This window comes from Anaerolineales bacterium (genome assembly GCA_030583885.1).
Classification (GTDB): domain Bacteria; phylum Chloroflexota; class Anaerolineae; order Anaerolineales; family Villigracilaceae; genus Villigracilis.
Window position 1 is genome coordinate 1,825,219 of the sequence record CP129480.1, and the last position, 16,446, is coordinate 1,841,664.

12 protein-coding genes are annotated in these 16,446 nt (G+C 54.8%); 5 read left to right on the forward strand and 7 right to left on the reverse strand.

Annotated features, from left to right (window positions below; all coding sequences use genetic code 11):
- The first annotated feature begins 241 nt into the window (after positions 1 to 241).
- From QY332_09175 to QY332_09185, 3 genes are read left to right on the forward strand one after another with little or no spacing between them, the layout of a single operon-like run.
- Complete coding sequence (locus tag QY332_09175) at positions 242 to 1,459, forward strand: aminotransferase class I/II-fold pyridoxal phosphate-dependent enzyme (GenBank protein ID WKZ38101.1); 1,218 nt, start codon at positions 242 to 244, stop codon at positions 1,457 to 1,459.
- A 10-nt stretch (positions 1,460 to 1,469) separates the two neighbouring features.
- Positions 1,470 to 3,116: a phosphoenolpyruvate carboxykinase (ATP) gene (gene pckA / locus QY332_09180; GenBank protein WKZ38102.1), complete on the forward strand. Its 1,647-nt coding sequence runs from the start codon at positions 1,470 to 1,472 to the stop codon at positions 3,114 to 3,116.
- 60 nt (positions 3,117 to 3,176) lie between these two features.
- Positions 3,177 to 3,851 carry an isoprenylcysteine carboxylmethyltransferase family protein gene (locus QY332_09185; protein ID WKZ38103.1) on the forward strand — a complete coding sequence of 225 codons (675 nt, stop codon included), beginning with the start codon at positions 3,177 to 3,179 and terminating at the stop codon, positions 3,849 to 3,851.
- Between the two features lie 60 nt (positions 3,852 to 3,911).
- Here QY332_09185 and QY332_09190 read toward each other — a convergent pair whose 3' ends face one another.
- The 7 genes from QY332_09190 to trmFO form a co-directional block, all read right to left on the reverse strand.
- Positions 3,912 to 4,502 carry an SET domain-containing protein gene (locus tag QY332_09190; protein ID WKZ38104.1) on the reverse strand — a complete coding sequence of 197 codons (591 nt, stop codon included), beginning with the start codon at positions 4,500 to 4,502 and terminating at the stop codon, positions 3,912 to 3,914.
- Between the two features lie 306 nt (positions 4,503 to 4,808).
- The gene (locus QY332_09195; GenBank protein ID WKZ38105.1) at positions 4,809 to 6,794 is read right to left on the reverse strand and encodes a protein kinase; all 1,986 of its coding nucleotides are present in this window, start codon (positions 6,792 to 6,794) and stop codon (positions 4,809 to 4,811) included.
- A 15-nt stretch (positions 6,795 to 6,809) separates the two neighbouring features.
- Positions 6,810 to 7,013, reverse strand: a complete 204-nt coding sequence (locus QY332_09200; protein WKZ38106.1) for a hypothetical protein — start codon at positions 7,011 to 7,013, stop codon at positions 6,810 to 6,812.
- Entirely contained in the window at positions 7,010 to 8,386 is a 1,377-nt protein-coding gene (hflX, locus tag QY332_09205) for a GTPase HflX (protein WKZ38107.1), read from the reverse strand. Before hflX ends, QY332_09200 begins: the two co-directional genes overlap by 4 nt.
- Positions 8,346 to 9,632: a HAMP domain-containing sensor histidine kinase gene (locus tag QY332_09210; GenBank protein WKZ38108.1), complete on the reverse strand. Its 1,287-nt coding sequence runs from the start codon at positions 9,630 to 9,632 to the stop codon at positions 8,346 to 8,348. The genes hflX and QY332_09210 overlap by 41 nt, the downstream gene beginning before the upstream one ends.
- 72 nt (positions 9,633 to 9,704) lie before the next feature.
- Complete coding sequence (locus tag QY332_09215; protein ID WKZ38109.1) at positions 9,705 to 10,598, reverse strand: M28 family peptidase; 894 nt, start codon at positions 10,596 to 10,598, stop codon at positions 9,705 to 9,707.
- Positions 10,599 to 10,709: 111 nt separating this feature from the next.
- The gene (trmFO, locus tag QY332_09220) at positions 10,710 to 12,056 is read right to left on the reverse strand and encodes a methylenetetrahydrofolate--tRNA-(uracil(54)-C(5))-methyltransferase (FADH(2)-oxidizing) TrmFO (protein WKZ38110.1); all 1,347 of its coding nucleotides are present in this window, start codon (positions 12,054 to 12,056) and stop codon (positions 10,710 to 10,712) included.
- 145 nt (positions 12,057 to 12,201) lie between these two features.
- On the opposite strand from trmFO, the gene QY332_09225 reads away from it, so the two are divergent.
- Together QY332_09225 and QY332_09230 are read left to right on the forward strand one after the other, a co-directional pair.
- A complete protein-coding gene (locus tag QY332_09225; protein WKZ38111.1) occupies positions 12,202 to 13,719 on the forward strand; it encodes a choice-of-anchor Q domain-containing protein in 1,518 nt (505 codons plus the stop codon).
- A 125-nt stretch (positions 13,720 to 13,844) separates the two neighbouring features.
- Positions 13,845 to 16,442 (forward strand): GAF domain-containing protein, encoded by a 2,598-nt coding sequence (locus tag QY332_09230; protein WKZ38112.1) that lies wholly within the window; start codon positions 13,845 to 13,847, stop codon positions 16,440 to 16,442.
- Positions 16,443 to 16,446: the final 4 nt, after the last annotated feature.

The window sequence follows — 16,446 nt, forward strand, 5'->3', positions numbered from 1 at the left end:
TTTGTAAAAATGGTTATCTTCGTTCCCGGTCTCGTTTTGGGCTGTATAGTATAATGACCGCATGAACGTCCTGCCTGGCAATCAAATTGTCAGCCCCGCCTTTTTTGCGGTTGGGCGGGTGTATCTGGTCGGGGTGGTTGCCTGACCAGATTTTGTTTTAACATGACTGCAGTCTGTCGTCCATGGGTATGCGGTGGAATCCTGGGCTTGTGGAACAGCAGACTGTATTTCAAGGAGAACCATGCGACTAAGTAAACTTGCAAGTGAAATCGTGGAATCCCCCACCCTGGCTTTGAACGAAGAGGCGCGTCTGTTGCGTGAACGCGGCGAGGCGGTCATCAATTTGGGGATCGGTGAGCCGAAAAATAAAACACCGATTGCCGCGATTCTTTCCTCGGGGGCGAAACTATCCAGTGGGGATGTGAAGTACACCCCGCCGGACGGTTTGCCGTCCATGAAAAAGGCGGTCATTCGCTATACGGAGGAGAACTATGACCGCCTCGTCGCGCCTGAAAACGTGATCATCACCAACGGGGCAAAACAGTCGCTCTACAATATTTTTTATTCCATTTTGAATCCACAGGATGAAGTGCTTGTCATCGCACCGTATTGGGTTTCATACCCGGAGATGATAAAAATGTGCATGGCGATTCCCGTCATTGTCACACCTGAAGACGGGACGTTCATCCCGCGCTTTGAAGATATCGAACGCGCAGTGACCTCCTCCACGCGAGCGATCATCATCAACAGCCCGAACAACCCCTCGGGAGCAATCTATCCCGCCGATTTACTTGCAAGGATAGTGGAGCTATGCGAACGCAAGGGCGTTTACATGATCTGTGATGATATCTACCATAAGCTGACCTTCGACGGGCATGTGGCTCCGCCTGCCTATTCATTTACGAAAAAAGAGATTGAAGATTCGCATATCCTTGTTGTCAATGGTGTGGCGAAGTTATATGGAATGACAGGCTTCCGCATTGGCTGGGTGATCGCACCGCGTCAATTGGTGAGGGTGATGACAAATGTCCTCGCGCAGACGACCTCGTGTGTGTCGCCCATTGCGCAGGCGGCTGCGGAGGGTGCCTTGAATGGGTTGCAGTCCGTAGTGGAGGCGCTGCGACTGCAGATCCAGAATAATTGCGAGATCGTTTTGCAGGAAATGCGGACATTCAACGGTGCGCGGCTGATCGAGCCAAAAGGGACGTTTTACGCTCTTCCCGATTTGCGCGCCTTTTCCACCAATTCGGTGGAGTTGTCCAGGTTCCTATTGAAGAAGGCATTGGTGGTGACCGTTCCCGGGAAGGAATTCGGCATGGAGGGCCACATCCGCATTTCATTTGCGGGTTCTGTAAAGGACCTTACCGAAGGGATGGCCCGCATCAAGTGGGCGCTTGACGCGACATCGCCCAACGAAATTTATATCCGCGATAGGAAAATGATCCGAGATTGGATGTAGGGTAGATACGATGAATAATTTACTGAATATTAAATCCCCCGCTGAGTCCGTCGCCCAGACCCGCAAGGCGGAGTACAACCTTTCCAATCAGGGTGTGGGCAACCTGCGGCAGGCATACTGGAATTTGACAACCGAGGCCCTGGTGGAGGAAGCGGTCTTTCGGAATGAGGGGGCGCTGGTTTCAGGCGGACCGTTCGTTGCAAATACCGGCAAACACACGGCTCGAAGCGCCAACGATAAATTTGTGGTCCGCGAAGCTGACTCCGAGGGGAATATCTGGTGGGGTGTGTACAACCGTCCGTTTGCGGCGGATAAATTTGAGACATTATATGGTCGGGTGCTGGGTTTCCTGCAGGGGCGTGATGTCTTTGTGCAGGATGTCTACGCGGGTGCGGAGGAAGCCTATCGCCTGCCTGTGCGCATCGTGACCGAGCTTGCCTGGCACAGTCATTTTGTCCGTAACATGTTCATCCTGCCGCAGTCACTTGAGGAATACAAACGCTTTGTGCCGGAGTTTACGATCATTGCCATGCCGTCCTTCAAAGGCGCGCCTGCCGTGGACGGTACGAACAGCGAAACCTTTATCTGCCTGTCCTTTGAGAAGAAGCTTGCCATCATCGGCAACACGGCGTATGCGGGCGAGATCAAGAAATCGGTGTTCACGATTTTGAACTACCTGCTGCCGCTTGAAGGCGTCCTGTCCATGCACTGTTCCGCAAATGTGAATCCGGATGATGCGGACGATGTGGCCCTGTTCTTCGGATTAAGCGGAACAGGGAAGACCACGTTGTCGGCGGATCCCACGCGCCGCCTCATCGGGGACGATGAACATGGCTGGAGCGACAACGGTGTTTTCAACTTTGAAGGCGGATGCTACGCAAAGGTCATCGGTCTTTCGGAATCCGCCGAGCCCGAGATTTACGCGACGACCAAACGTTTTGCCACGATCCTGGAAAACGTCACCTATGATCCGGTTTCACGTCTGATAGACTTGGATGATGATACGCTTACTGAAAATACCCGCGCATCCTATCCTTTGGAATTCATTGCGAATGCCGTCCCAGAGAAAAAGGCCGGACACCCAAAGAACATCATCCTGCTTACGTGTGATGCAAGCGGGGTGATGCCTCCGATCGCGCGGCTGACTCCCCATCAGGCGCTGTATCAATTCATTTCAGGGTACACATCCAAGATCGCCGGGACGGAGGTGGGACTCGGGAAGGAGCCTGAGATCACCTTTAGTGCCTGCTTCGGCGGGCCGTTCATGGTACATCATCCGTATCGATATGCCGAATTGCTCAAGAACAAGATCGACCGACATGGCGCGACTTGCTGGCTGGTCAACACGGGCTGGGTGGGCGGACCGTATGGGGTGGGGAAACGGATCCCCATTCGCTACACACGTGCCCTGCTCAACGCGGCATTGACTGGAATTCTGGCCAACGTGAAATATAAAAAGGATCCCATCTTTGGATTTGAAGTCCCGGGGACGTGCCCCGGTGTGCCTGATGAGGTATTGGATCCGTCCTCCTCCTGGGGTGATAAGAAAGAGTACAACAGGCGCTATAAAGACCTTGCCATGCGCTTCGTACAAAATTTTGGCAAGTTCAGCGACGGCACGCCGCCCGAAGTGAATGCAGCAGGACCAAAGGTGTAGTTGAATCGAATTGACATTGGAAGCCTCCGGACAGCCGATGTTTTATGAAAGGAGAATCTTATGTCTCGCTCAAAGTTATTGATGCTCGTACTATACCGCCTGTTGATGGCAGTGCTGGTATTTATGTTGTTTTTCTTCCTGCCGGCCGGGACGTGGAAGTACTGGCAGGGGTGGATGTACATGGGCGTGTTATTCATTCCCATGCTGTTTGTGATGATGTATCTGATCAACAAGGACCCCGAACTGCTTGAACGCAGGATGCGCATGCGCGAAGAGCGCAGGGAGCAGCGGAACATCATTCAGGCTTCATATCTGGTCTTCATTCTTGCCTACTTAATTCCCGGGTTTGACATTCGGTTTGGCTGGTCGAACATGCCCGCGGCAGTTTCCATCAGCGCGGCTGCGGTTGTTTTTCTTGGATATTTACTCACTTTGCGCACCATGCAGGTCAATCGTTACCTCTCCCGAGTGATCGAAGTTGTCGGCGGGCAAAAGGTGATTGATACAGATGTGTACGGCATTGTCCGTCACCCCATGTATGTTGGCATGATTGTCCTTTATATCGCATCGCCAATTGCGCTGGGTTCCTGGTGGGCCGTGATTCCTGCCGTGTTTATCATTCCTGTTATCGTCGCGCGCATTCTTGATGAAGAAGTGAAGCTGGAAAAAGATCTGCCCGGCTATGGGGAATACAAACAGAAGGTCAAATATCGACTGGTTCCCTCTGTCTGGTAAAAATTCATAGTCGCATAAAAAAGACCCCCGTACGTGAGTTCGGAGGTCTTAGCTTTGCTTCTACTCGTACACTGGTGTTGGGACGGCTGGTGTAACACCCGCCATCTTTGTTGTACGCATGGCGCGGGCAAAAGCACGTTTCTCTGCGCGTTGAGTGTCAATCTTGCGCTGGACATGAGGCGCAAAAAATCCGGCATAGCGCTTTTGAAGTTCGGGCTTCTGCCAGTCATTGCCGCTGATCCTGCCGCGGCAAATGGGCTGCCCACACCCGCACTCAAATTCATCGTAGGGCATGGTGTCGCTCATGGCATAATCAAAGCAAACTTCTTCGCCGGTTTTGATGTCTCGCATGGCAACGAGTCCGATCTGACCCGAAAGACCTGCATTCGGATTACAGGAATGATTGACATAATCTCCTTCGCCAATGGGGCGCGGCACCAGGAAATGACGGTCTTCTACCTGGATGCACAAACTGCGCTCACGGTCTGGAAGGTGAATAAAGGCGTCCCATTCATAGACGACGCCCCCGAAAACGGCTACGAGTTCGCCCTTCTTAATGGGTTTCAGTGCGTAGATGCCGTTTCCACTGCCAGTGGTTTTCGGGCGGCCTTCCAACTTAGAAGACAGATGGGAACTTGGCTGCTTGGACATTCATATAACTTCCTTTCGCTAGATGAATTAAAGATGAACAGCGCCCTCCCCGGTGGTCGAGCCGGGAAAAACGCCATTGGTGTTTTAATAATACATTAAATATTCAGCGTGTAAAGGTTTTAAGTCGTATCAATTATGTAATTTTTGATAATGATTTGTTATTGGAATGCCCCTCATAATTCATAAAAAGGTGTTTGCATCCGGCTGGACTGCAAAATATGTGCATACCTGATCAATGGATGAAAACCGCATCCATTCCCGCCCGAAGCTGATTCCAACCATTGAATTTTTATTTTGTCCCATGGATTAATCCACCCAGCGTGCGCCCCAGTCGGGTTCAGGGTGGTTGGTGAGTTGCACCTGGTTTGAGCCATCCGCACGCATGATGTAAAGATCGGCCTGATCGTCATTGCGGAGGGAATTGAACACAATATAGCGGCCGTCTGGTGAGTAGGAAGCGCCGGCATTATTCCCACCCTTGGTCAATTGAACGAAATTCCCCGACGCTGCATCGAGTCTGAATATATCCTTGTTCCCGAAAGGACCGGCATGGATCAAAAGATGACTCCCATCGGGAGACCAGTCCACGCTGCCGCCGATGCCCCGCAATCCCTGTGAGATGCGCAGATGGTTCCTTCCATTTGCATCCATGCTGAAGATCTCGTATTCCTGTGGTATCCCAAGGGACATGGCATAGACGATCTTTTCCCCGTCCGGCGACCATGCCGTTGCGACGATCATATTTGGCCCCGCGTACACCAGCCGCGGATTGAGTCCATCTGCATTCACCATCCAAATGGAGGTGGGACCATCCCCTGCGCGGTTCGCAAAGACGATAGTGCGCCCGTCGGGGGAATAATCAGGTGAAACCACATTCCCCACGTTTTTGGTCACCTGGAATAACTGTTTTTCACTGAAGAGAAGCAGATAAAGGTCAAACGAGCCGTTGCGGTTGGATGCAAATAACAACGAACCGCCATCCGGGTTGAAGGCGGGGTAGTAATTGCTGGCTTCCATGTCTGTCAGTTGGATGAGGCCTGTTCCATCGCGGTTGACCATGCACAGTTGGTTGTAGCTCCCGCGCGTGCAGGTGAAGGCGATGCGTCCGCCGTGCGGGTCTGCGGGTTTGGGTAGAAGGGTCGCGAAGCGTGTGGATGGCGGAGTATGGTCCAATGCGAAGGGGGTGATTGTTTCATGCACAGCGAGTGGAATTTCAGCAGGGCGCACGTACCAGAATAATGAAAGAAAACCCATGAGCAGAATTACGATTGCCGGCGGGATAATTCCCACGCGTGATTTTTTCTTTTTGGGTGCGGAAAGACTCGCAAGCCGGTCTTCGAGAGGCGGTGCATCCTGGCTGAGGAGGTTTGGCTTGGGTGGCCGCAGGAATTGCCATTCGCTGAGAATTGCTGCTGTGGCGGGCGCAGTTTCCAGTGTGGCACGAAGCGGAATGTCAGCCACAGAAATGCGCGCCGCAAGCGCAAGTGCTGAAAGTAATTCAGTGGTTGTCTTAAGTCGGTCCTCCTGATTTTTGCGAAGCGCCCAAAGGACCATGCGCGAGAAGTGATCGGGGATGTTTTTATTAAGGGAGATGGGTGCGGGCGGCGTTCGATGGAGATGCGTTCTGCGAATGGCATCCATGCTTTTGGGCGGATGTCTGCCGTTGACCCAACCCCCCGAGATGAGCTGATAAAGAATGACAGCGCTGGCGTAGATATCTTCAGCCGCAGCGAGGGGCTGATCCTTGATCTGTTCCGGGGATGTATATAGCGGCGGATATTTGCTGAGTTTGCGGGCAGGCTGTGCACCGACGGGCTGTGCGTTTGCAATGCCACCGACGAGGATCCCGCCGCGTTCGTTGATGCGGATACATTCAGGTGCAAGGTTGTGATGCACATGGTTTTGATTGTGAAGGGCTTCAAGCGCGCCGCAAATTGCCCTAGCGTAGACAAGAGCCTCCTCCACGCTGACGGGGGCTTTTTTAAGCACATCCCAGAGGGATGGGCCGTCCACCCATTCTTCAAGCAGAAAGGCAAGCGTTGGTGTTTGATATACCCCCAGGTATTTGGTTAAGTTTGGATTCAGGATATTTTGAAGCCTGGTGGACTTTGTTTCGAGTTCCCTGACGGCTTCGGCGTTCTCAGAGATCTTTTTTGAGAGCAGTGTGAGCGCAAGATGCCTGTTGTTGCGTTCATCCATGGCGCGGTACAACCTGCCAAGCGGCGTGAGTGTGATAAATTCTTCAACATGGTATTGGTTTAGAAGAGTTTTTCCTGAAATGGAGGAAGACATTTTTGTCTGTAGCGGTCACAATGCCCATGCCAGCATCAGACCAAAAATGGCGATCATCAGCCCAAAGTGCAGGAAAATATTGCTGAAGGCAAGCGGGCTGAAAGGAAAGACGAATTGTACAATGAGGTTCACGACGATGAGGACCAGGCCGATGGTAGGGAGCAGCCCCTTGCGGCGCGCCAGGTAATCGGACAGGAAATCCAATAGTCTTGAGATCATACTTCCTCCAGGTCGCTTTCTTCAATATCTTCAGGAGTTTCCTCGATCTGCTTTGCGTCCATGTGCCAGGGGGAAAATTGTGCCAGAAGCCTGCCGGGAATGCGTCCCTGCATGACCACGCCGCCGCGTTCATGTTCCACACGCTCCACCTGCCCGAGTTCGTGAAAGAGTGAGATGAGCGCGCCTTGCTTATACGGCAGGCGCACATGGATGGGAGTATAGGCTTCAAACAGTTCCTCGCGGATCAGATGCAGCAGGTCTGGAATGCCCGTGCCTGTCAGAGCGGAAATGGCAACGGCTTTGGGAAAATCCTGCAATATCTCCCGAGCGTTTTCAGGGCGGTTCAATTGGTCTGCCTTGTTGAAGGCGGTGACCATGGGGATGTGATCTGCATCAATTTCCTCCAGCGTTTCCTGCACTGCCTGGAATTGGTCCAACGCATTGAGGTGGGATATGTCCACGACATGCAGGAGCAGGTCTGCTTCTGCAATCTCCTCCAGTGTCGCATGGAAGGCTGCAACCAGCGAGGTGGGGAGTTTTTGAATAAAGCCGACCGTGTCTGTGAACAGGGCGCGTTCATCACCGGGCAGCTGCACGCGGCGAGTGGTGGGGTCGAGCGTGGCGAACAATTGGTCGGCTACGTACACGTCCGCTTTGGAGAGGCGGTTGAGCAGGGTGGATTTGCCGGCGTTGGTATAGCCCACCAGTGCAACGATCGGGATCCGCGAGCGCTTGCGTTGGGCGCGGTATCGCATGCGGTGTGCCTCCACTTTTTCGAGCTCACGCTTGATGGTTGCAATGCGTGTACGGATTCCGCGGCGATCTACTTCAAGCTGTGTTTCACCGGGTCCGCGCAGCCCGACACCTCCCGTGGAACCGGCACGTCCGCCGCCGCCGCCCGCCTGCCGCTCAAGGTGCGTCCATGCGCGGGTAAGGCGCGGCAGGTTATATTCATACTGGGCGAGTTCCACCTGCAGCATGCCTTCCTTTGTATGGGCGTGCTGTGCGAAAATATCGAGGATAAGCGCGGTACGGTCAACCACACGAATATTCCGGCCGAGGGCTTTTTCCAGTTCGCGCAGGTGACGAGGGGAGAGTTCATCATCGAAGATGACCACTTCGGCGAGAGTCTCCTCGGCGAGTGCCTTCAATTCCTCCACTTTGCCGGGACCGATGTAGGTTTCCACATTCGGCCGCTGCATGCGTTGGGTCAGTTCGCCCACCACGTCCACGCCTGCGGTATCTGCAAGCAGGGCAAGTTCCGCTAGTGAATCTTCAAGGGAGAGCAGTTGTTTTATGCCGTGAACTTCAACGCCGACAAGGAAAGCGCGCTCACGTGGCGGGGTTGTTGGTTGGGGGATTTTCTTTGCCACTGGTTTCTGTTTCCGATTCTGTTCCTGCTTGCGGCTGTTCAAATGGGCCGAAGAATTTGGTCATGCTTGGGTCTGTTGGCTCCATGCGTGTAGGTAATAAAATATGGAAGGTGGAACCGTTCAATTTTTCCTCGTCATAGCCGTCCGATTCGACCCATATCGTGCCGCCATGCGCTTCGATAATGCCGCGTGCAATTGGGAGACCAAGACCCGGTCCGCCGCCTTTGAACTTGGTCTTGCCGCTGGAATGCAGGTCTGCCCTGCCAAGTTGCTCGAACTTCTCAAAGATCGTGGCCTGATGCTCGGGCGAAATGCCGATGCCTGTATCCGAGATGATGATCTCAAAGAAGCCTGGCAGCAGGCGTCCGCTGATAGAGATCGTCCCATTATCCGGGGTGTATTTGATGGAATTTGAAACGACGTTATGAAGCGCCTGATACAGGCGTTCCGAATCGCCGTAGATCATCAAGTCACTGCCTTCAAAATCATTAATGGTCAGCGTCTGCCGGCGTTCCGCGGTGGTTTTCTCAAACTCGTTGCGAAGCAGGTTCAGCATGTGACTGACCCATAGCGGCTGGATGTTAAGCGTGAGCAGATGATTGTCGATCAGGGAGACGTCGATCATGTCGTCAATGATATGGCGCAGGCGGTGAATCCCGTTGTTCACTCCTTCTAGGTACTCATTCATTTGGGGCTGTTTCGACGACTGGGCGAGGTCCACCATCATGGACGTGTAGCCCTCGATGAGAGTGAGCGGGGTCTTCAATTCGTGTGCAGCAACGGAGATGAAGCTGGATTTGTTGTGGTCGAGTGCCTGCAGCTTTTTCTGCGTTTTGCCGAGTTCGCTGGAGATGTGTGCAACGCGCGTTTCCATTTCGTAGCGTACGGCAACGCTCAGGCTGTGTGTAAGAATTGGAATGACTCTGGCCAGCAGTTCGAGGGCGTTTTTTGGGGTGAGGTTCTCGCGTGCCACCTCAATGGTCAGGGCGGTCATGCGGTTGATGACAAAGGAGACATAATAATCGCCTTCGTCCAGATTGGTTTCGGTGGGTGCGCGTCCCCAATCGTACAGGATGGGGTCTAGCCAGGCGGTGTCGCCGGTCATGATGGCCTGCTCGAGCAGTTCGTAAAATCGTTCGAGTTGTTCCGTAAAGCCGGCGCGCACGCCTTCCCCGCTCGCCAATTCGCGAGAGATGTGTTCCACCCACGGGGCGTGTATCTTTTTCAGGGACGCCTGCAAGGTCATGCCTTAAGTGTACGCCGAGATTGTGGTTTTGACCATGTTTGGGGGAGGCGGAGGGCCGGGGACGGAGAATGGTTATCGGCCCGTAATCCAATGCCAGAGCGTATCGCCAACAGCGCGCAAACTTTCTGGTGATACCCTGTCCACTGTATCCTGTGTGGTGTGCCAGTAATCGTAGTCGAAGTCGATGATGAGGACGCTGGGGATGCCAGCTTCAAGGAAGGGTGTATGGTCGTCCAGCATGGAATATTTCTCTTCATTAATGAACACTTCCCCATATCCCAAGCGCCCGGCGGTACCCCAGATTTCGGCGCGGATGAGTTTGTCCGAATTCTTTTCGAAATAAATGTTCAAGTCGGCATCACCGATCATATCCACGATGACGACCGCGTGAGGGCGGACGGGGTTCTCTTCGACGAAGGCGCGCGAGCCGAGAATCCAGTCCCAACCCTCGATTCGTCCATTATCTTCGGCATCGAAGAAGACCAGCCAGACAGGGACAGTGTCGTCCGGCAGGGTACGTGCAAGTTCGAGCAGGACTGCGACGCCGGAGGCGCTGTCGTTCGCGCCGGGGACGGGATCACTGCGTTTTTTGATATCGGGGTCGTGGTCGGCGAAGAAACGAGTGTCGTAGTGGGCTCCGAGGATGATCTCTGGCGGGGCTTCCCCACGTTTGGCGATGACGTTGTAGATGCGATGTCCCATTCTCGTTGTCTCATGGACTTTTACCATCCAGCCGGCGGATTCGAGCTCCATGCGCATCCATTCACGGACCTGGGCATGTCCAGCCGACCCGGGTGTGCGCGGTCCGAAAGCGACTTGCGATTGCACGTCTGTATAAGCGCGGGCCCCGTCAAAGGAAAGTGAAGCAGCTCCAACAGTCAGGAAGGAGGCGATGTACCAGCCTGCCACCAGAGCTAGAAGAGCGAAGATCAAAGAGAGGTAAATAAATGCGGTGCGTTTGGGCATGGGGTTTAGATCATGTCGCTGCGAGGCGCTCTTGTTTTTTGCCGAAGCAGTCTCGCAATATTGGTCGGAGGATTGCTTCGCTTCGCTCGCAATTACATGATAAAGAGATGGCTACTCAACCAGCGGGCTTAGGTAGTAATGTAAGGCTTGTGCGGCGCGGTCCGCGTAGGCTTGACCGCGTTCGCGTTTGCCTTGTTTTTTATTTTCCAGTTCAAGCGGGGGGAGAATTCCGAAGTTGGCTTTCATGGGCTGGAAATCTTTAAGATCAGCGTGGGTTACATAGTGACAGAGCGCTCCGAGCATGGTTTCATGTGGAAGATCGAGGAGCGGCTGACCTGTGAGCAACCGCGCGGCATTGACGCCTGCCAGCAAGCCTGTGGCAATGTTCCCCATGTAGCCTTCCACGCCGGTAATCTGACCGGCGAAGAACAGATCGTCGCGCGTGATATGTTGCAGCGTGGGGCGCAGGAGTTTGGGCGAGGCGATGAAGGTGTTGCGGTGCATCTGCCCATAGCGCTCGAACTCGGCGCTTTCAAGACCGGGGATCATGCGCATGACGCGGCCTTGTTCCGGGAATTTGAGATTGGTCTGGAAGCCGACGAGATTGTAAAGACTGGCTGCGAGGTTGTCCTGGCGGAGTTGGACGACTGCATAAGGACGTTTGCCGGTGCGCGGGTCTTTCAGTCCGACAGGTCTCATAGGTCCAAATGCCAGCGAATCCTCGCCGCGTTCGGCGAGGATCTCGACAGGCAGACAGCCCTCGAAGAACTGACCTGCTTTGACACCGCTCTTGATGGCCTCTTCGAACGAACGCAGTTCGATGCGTTCGGCGGCTTTGAGCGCGTTGACGAAGTCATAGTACTGCTCTTTGGTGAAGGGACAGTTGATGTAGTCGCCTTCGTCCTGTTCGCCCTTGTCATAGCGCGAGGCGCGGAAGGCGATCTCCATGTTGATGCTTTCGGCGCGGACGATGGGGGCGATGGCGTCGAAGAAGAAGAGATGCTCCTCGCCGCTGAGCGAGGCAATTGACCTGGAAAAGCCCTCAGAGGTGAGCGGCCCGCTGGCGACGATGACGGGGGTATCGGGAATTTCCTTTGCTTCCTCGCGGATGACTTCGATATTCGGTTCGCTTTCGATTTTCTGTGTGACCATGCGCGCGAAGGACTCGCGATCTACGGCGAGGGCAGCGCCGGCAGGCAGGGCCGTCGCCTCGGCACATTCGAGGAGCATGGAGTTGAGGGCGCGCAGCTCATTCTTGAGCACGCCAGAGGCGCGGTCGGGGAGGTTGGAGCCGAGGGAGTTGGAGCAGACCAATTCTGCAAGGTTCGCGCCAAGATGCGCGCCGGTGGGGCGGGACGGACGCATTTCGTAGAGCCGAACATGGAGACCATGTTTGGCGGCCTGCCAGGCGGCTTCACTTCCTGCCAGCCCACCGCCAATGATAGTGAGGGATTTCATCGAAGGGTATTGTACCAGTTAGCTATCTCCCTCCCGCACCACCATTCAACTTCGCACTGGACATCATGGCCGTGCTTGTAATTTGTGAGGCAATTCACTATACTGATGTTGAGAATATCCCTTGCATCCGCTTCCCATATCTACCATGCAAAAACCGATCATTAGACTAAGTATCTGGATCATCATTTTATCCGGCTGTACATTTCCACCGCCAACCTCCTGTGAAGCGGATTACCTGATTTATGAGATAAATTCTGCCAACTCCACCCCGCTGACCACAGATATCATAGACCTGCCGGCTGGCTGCGTCTACATGTTGAATGAAGCGGATAATACAACGGGCGGTAATAATGGACTGCCTGCAATCACATCTCCCATCATCATCAACGGGAACGGTGCCACCATCCAGCGCGATTCGGGCGCACAAGAGAAATTCAGGCTGTTCTATGTTTCCCCCGTCGGGGCGGGGGATCTGACCCTAAACAACCTTACCCTGCGCGGCGGACATTCCATAAACCCGGCGCTTCCCAATGACGTGCCGACGAATTCGGGTGGAGCAATCTACAACGGCAGGCGGTTGTCCCTTTTCAGAAGCATCCTCATGGAGAACCTTGGGAGGGAGGGCGGGGGGATTTATAACGCAGGCAGCATGAAACTCAAGGATGTCACGGTCGATTCCAACCAGGACTACTTCGGGCTGCCGGGCGGCGCAGGCCTGTACAACCACGGGACAGCGGTCATCGTGAACAGCACGATCAGCCGCAATGGCTTTGACCAGCCCCAGCCCGCAGACGGCATTTACAACAGCGGGAATCTCGAGATGACCAATAGCACGGTCAGCAGGAACAGCGCTTGCGGCATCGACAACGAGGGTACCCTTGTGCTTAACCACGTCACCATTGCCTTCAATAACAGCGGCGCAATCTGCTCTGTCGGGAATCTGTACACTTCCAACTCGATCTTTACATCCTCGTGTTCTAATATCGTCCACCCAACCCATCCCAACCTTGACATGGACGGATCCTGCGGCGGCATACCTGTTTCCATTAATGTCCTGCAGTTGGCTCCCCTGGCAGATAACCGTGGCGCAACCAAAACCCATGCTCTGCGACCTGGCAGCATCGCCATTGATATGGTCGTACGCCTGTGCCTGCCCACTGACCAGCGCGGCGTGACCCGCCCGCAGGGATCAAAATGTGATGTTGGTGCATTCGAGTACGTGGCTCTCTCGGCCCCGTTGATCGCAGCCACGGAGACTCCGACAGCGCGGGCTTGTACCTTTACGGCGGCCATCAACCTGTTTTGCCGGTCAGGTCCGGGCGCTTCGCTTTACCCGGATGTGGACAGTTTTACCGCCGGACAAAGCGCAGTTGTCGTCGGGGAAAGCCCGGATGGGGTATTTGTTTATGTTGTCGGACCCAACATCAGCGGAGTGTGCACCGTTCCGTCGACTGCCAGGTTTGGCTGGTTGAATGGAGATTGTGAAAAATTGCCGGTCTTCACTCCACCGGCTCTGCCACAGCCCATCAAACCTGAAAAAGAGGACGACCCGCCGACCCCTTCGTCCAAAACCGGTTGCACTGTCCTCCATCCCACAGGGGCGCTGACGTGTGAAGCGCCTTGTCCGCCGGGCGCCGTTCCGGGTGACCCGTGCCCTCCATAAGACGCTCCCGATGCAGACGGGAGTCTCAGGGCAGTTTTTTGCCAACATAAAATATTGATGTAAAAAAACCCTGTTTTTAGGGTGGGAGGGTGGGGGCATCGGGTTATAATTCCTGTTAACAAAGCATGCAAAACGAAACCGGCATTGAAACCCAACTCAAGGATGCGGCGCAGCTCTCCGAGGCGGCATGGGCCGTCCTTGCGGAGCGCGTGGGCGGCGAGTGGTTGCTGCGTTCGGTCTATCGGCTGAACAAATCCACACAAAATGAGCTGGCCGGCGTGATGGCGATGCCCTCCATCGATGCCTGGTTATGCGGCGCATTGAGTGGGGGCTATGCACGATCTGCTTCGATCCCGCAGGGAAGTAAATTGAATGCGCGGCGCTTTTATGCATTTCCAATCAACGGCACGGCACAAGTAATTTTGACAGGCGCAGATGAACAGTCCGCGAATGCCCAGCGCATCTGGAAAATGGTCGCTTCGCTGTTATCAGGACGCGGCGTCCCCCCCAGCCAGCCGTTCCTGCCGGACCTGCAATCTGGTCTGGCTTTCGAACTACCCATTGCGCTCGAGAAGGTGTTGGGCGCGTTCGTGCAGGCGATTCCCTGTCAAGGTGCATGGCTGGCGATCCGACGCGGGGAGTCACTTGATATTCAGGCGGAGTGGAATGCGCCCAAGGCCAAGGGGGTGTCCCTGCTGATCGACGAGAATCCTATGCTCCGCCGTGTGAATCGCTCCCTATCCGATGTGCTCATCACCCGCGGACAGCCAAATTGGGAGAACCTGCCCCTTGGCTCCCTGAAATCCGGCACTAGCGTTTGGGTGTGTCTGCCGCTGGTCATCGGTCAGCGTTTGATCGGGGTGGTAGCGCTTTGGCGTCAGAAGGAATTTTCCCAAACCGAGTGGCGACAGTTGCGCGAGCTGGCTGCGCGCGTGGCGCCGTCTGTGGAAGTGGTAATCACGTTTTCCGAAATGGCGGCCCACCTGCGCAGGCTGGGTTTGCTTAATGACTTCGTGTTGACAGTCTCCTCCGCCCAAAACCTGGACCAGATCGCACGGCGCATGTTCGGCCTGCTTGCGCGCGCTTTCAGCACTGAGTTTATCGCGCTCTTCCTGCGTTCCAGTGACGGGCGTGTCGTGCGGGACTATCGCATGTTCGAGGGAAAACTGAACGTGATCAGCCTTTCGCTGGCCGGTCATCCAATCCAGTCCATCCTCAAGGAGGGGCGCGTGCGCCGAATTGTGGATACGGTCAACGAGGAGTTTGAGTCTGTGCATCCCGGTGCGCGCTCGACCTTGATTGTTCCGCTGAAATACCGTGGACAGGGTATTGGTGTGTTGATCGTTGAAAGCCCGCGCGCGGAGGCGTTCAGTCAATATGATGAGCATCTGATGGTGGTCATCACCAGTCACCTGGCGGGTTTGATCGAGTACACCCGCCTGCGCGAGGAGGCGGAAGGTCGGGCGCGCAGTCTGGGATTGATCCACGAGGTGGTGGAACAGGTGATCGGGTTGAACGATAAAAAGGCCGTTGCATCCATTACGGCGGAGCTTGTGGCGCAATATTTCCGTTATGAACTTGCCACCATCCTGTTGGTGGATAAGAAGGGAAAATTCAGCATTCAGGGCGTTGGTGGTTCCCACGCAGAGTCCGTGAGGGAGGCGCTTGCCCGCGAGGAATTCATCAAACCGGATGGCGTCACCGGTCACGTCTCCCGCACGGGGGAGAGCATCCTGATCAACGACACCGTGCAGGATAAACTCTACAAGCCGATCGAGGGTTGGGAGGCGCGCTCGGAGATCTGCGTTGCGTTGAAGGACGGCGATGCGATCCTTGGCATCATCGATGTGGAGAGCAGTGTGCAAAACGCCTTCTTGCATAACGACCTGATCGCCATGGAATCGTTGGCGGGTATTCTTGCGGCTGTTGTCTCGAGTGCGAACCAGTATCAAACCTTGCAGGAAATCGTCCGTCAATTACGACTGACCGAGGTGGAATTGAACGCGCGCATGGAAGCCCAGCGCTCCGCGGAAAACAGGCTTCTACAAGCCGCAAAACTTGCCGCGGTCGGTGAGATGGCGGCGGGCATCGCACACGAGTTGAACAATCCGCTTACAACGGTGACGGGTTTTTCCGAACTGATGTTGGATGAACTGCCCCTGGATTCACCGCATCGCAGCGAACTGGAGATGGTCTTGCACGAGGCGCGCCGCGCCAGTGACGTTGTCCGCCGGCTGCTGGATTTTTCGCGCCAGGGCGAGCGGCTCCGCGCCAGTGCAGACTTGAACGAAGTGGTCAGCGATGTCATTGCGTTAACGCGGCATCTGATCCATTCCAACAACGTTGCCCTGACTCTTGAACTCGATGAGACCCTGCCCTGGATCTTGATTGACACGAACCAGATGAAGCAGGTGCTTTTGAACCTGATCCATAATGCCCTGCAGGCCATGAAGAACGGCGGGGAATTGCGTGTGGCAACCTGCCGGGCAAAACGCGAGGAAAGGAAATGGGTTATCATGTCCATAAAAGATACCGGTGTTGGCATTCCCCCCGAAGACCAGGCCCGCATCTTTCAGCCCTTTTTTACCACCAAGGGCGACAGCGGCGGTACAGGGCTGGGGTTGTCCGTTACATACGGCATTATCACCGATCACGGCGGTACCATAGAACTCACAAGCGAGGCGGGCAGCGGATCCACGTTTGTGGTCTGGCTGCCGGTTTAATATC

What these genes read in the sequence shown, in the direction of transcription:
- trmFO (WKZ38110.1), bottom strand. Translation starts at nt 12,056, where the DNA reads ATGAAATCCCTCACTATCATTGGCGGTGGGCTGGCAGGAAGTGAAGCC.
- QY332_09185 (WKZ38103.1), top strand. Translation starts at nt 3,177, where the DNA reads ATGTCTCGCTCAAAGTTATTGATGCTCGTACTATACCGCCTGTTGATG.
- QY332_09210 (WKZ38108.1), bottom strand. Translation starts at nt 9,632, where the DNA reads ATGACCTTGCAGGCGTCCCTGAAAAAGATACACGCCCCGTGGGTGGAA.
- QY332_09175 (WKZ38101.1), top strand. Translation starts at nt 242, where the DNA reads ATGCGACTAAGTAAACTTGCAAGTGAAATCGTGGAATCCCCCACCCTG.
- QY332_09200 (WKZ38106.1), bottom strand. Translation starts at nt 7,013, where the DNA reads ATGATCTCAAGACTATTGGATTTCCTGTCCGATTACCTGGCGCGCCGC.
- QY332_09230 (WKZ38112.1), top strand. Translation starts at nt 13,845, where the DNA reads ATGCAAAACGAAACCGGCATTGAAACCCAACTCAAGGATGCGGCGCAG.
- QY332_09225 (WKZ38111.1), top strand. Translation starts at nt 12,202, where the DNA reads ATGCAAAAACCGATCATTAGACTAAGTATCTGGATCATCATTTTATCC.
- QY332_09195 (WKZ38105.1), bottom strand. Translation starts at nt 6,794, where the DNA reads ATGTCTTCCTCCATTTCAGGAAAAACTCTTCTAAACCAATACCATGTT.
- QY332_09190 (WKZ38104.1), bottom strand. Translation starts at nt 4,502, where the DNA reads ATGTCCAAGCAGCCAAGTTCCCATCTGTCTTCTAAGTTGGAAGGCCGC.
- QY332_09215 (WKZ38109.1), bottom strand. Translation starts at nt 10,598, where the DNA reads ATGCCCAAACGCACCGCATTTATTTACCTCTCTTTGATCTTCGCTCTT.
- pckA (WKZ38102.1), top strand. Translation starts at nt 1,470, where the DNA reads ATGAATAATTTACTGAATATTAAATCCCCCGCTGAGTCCGTCGCCCAG.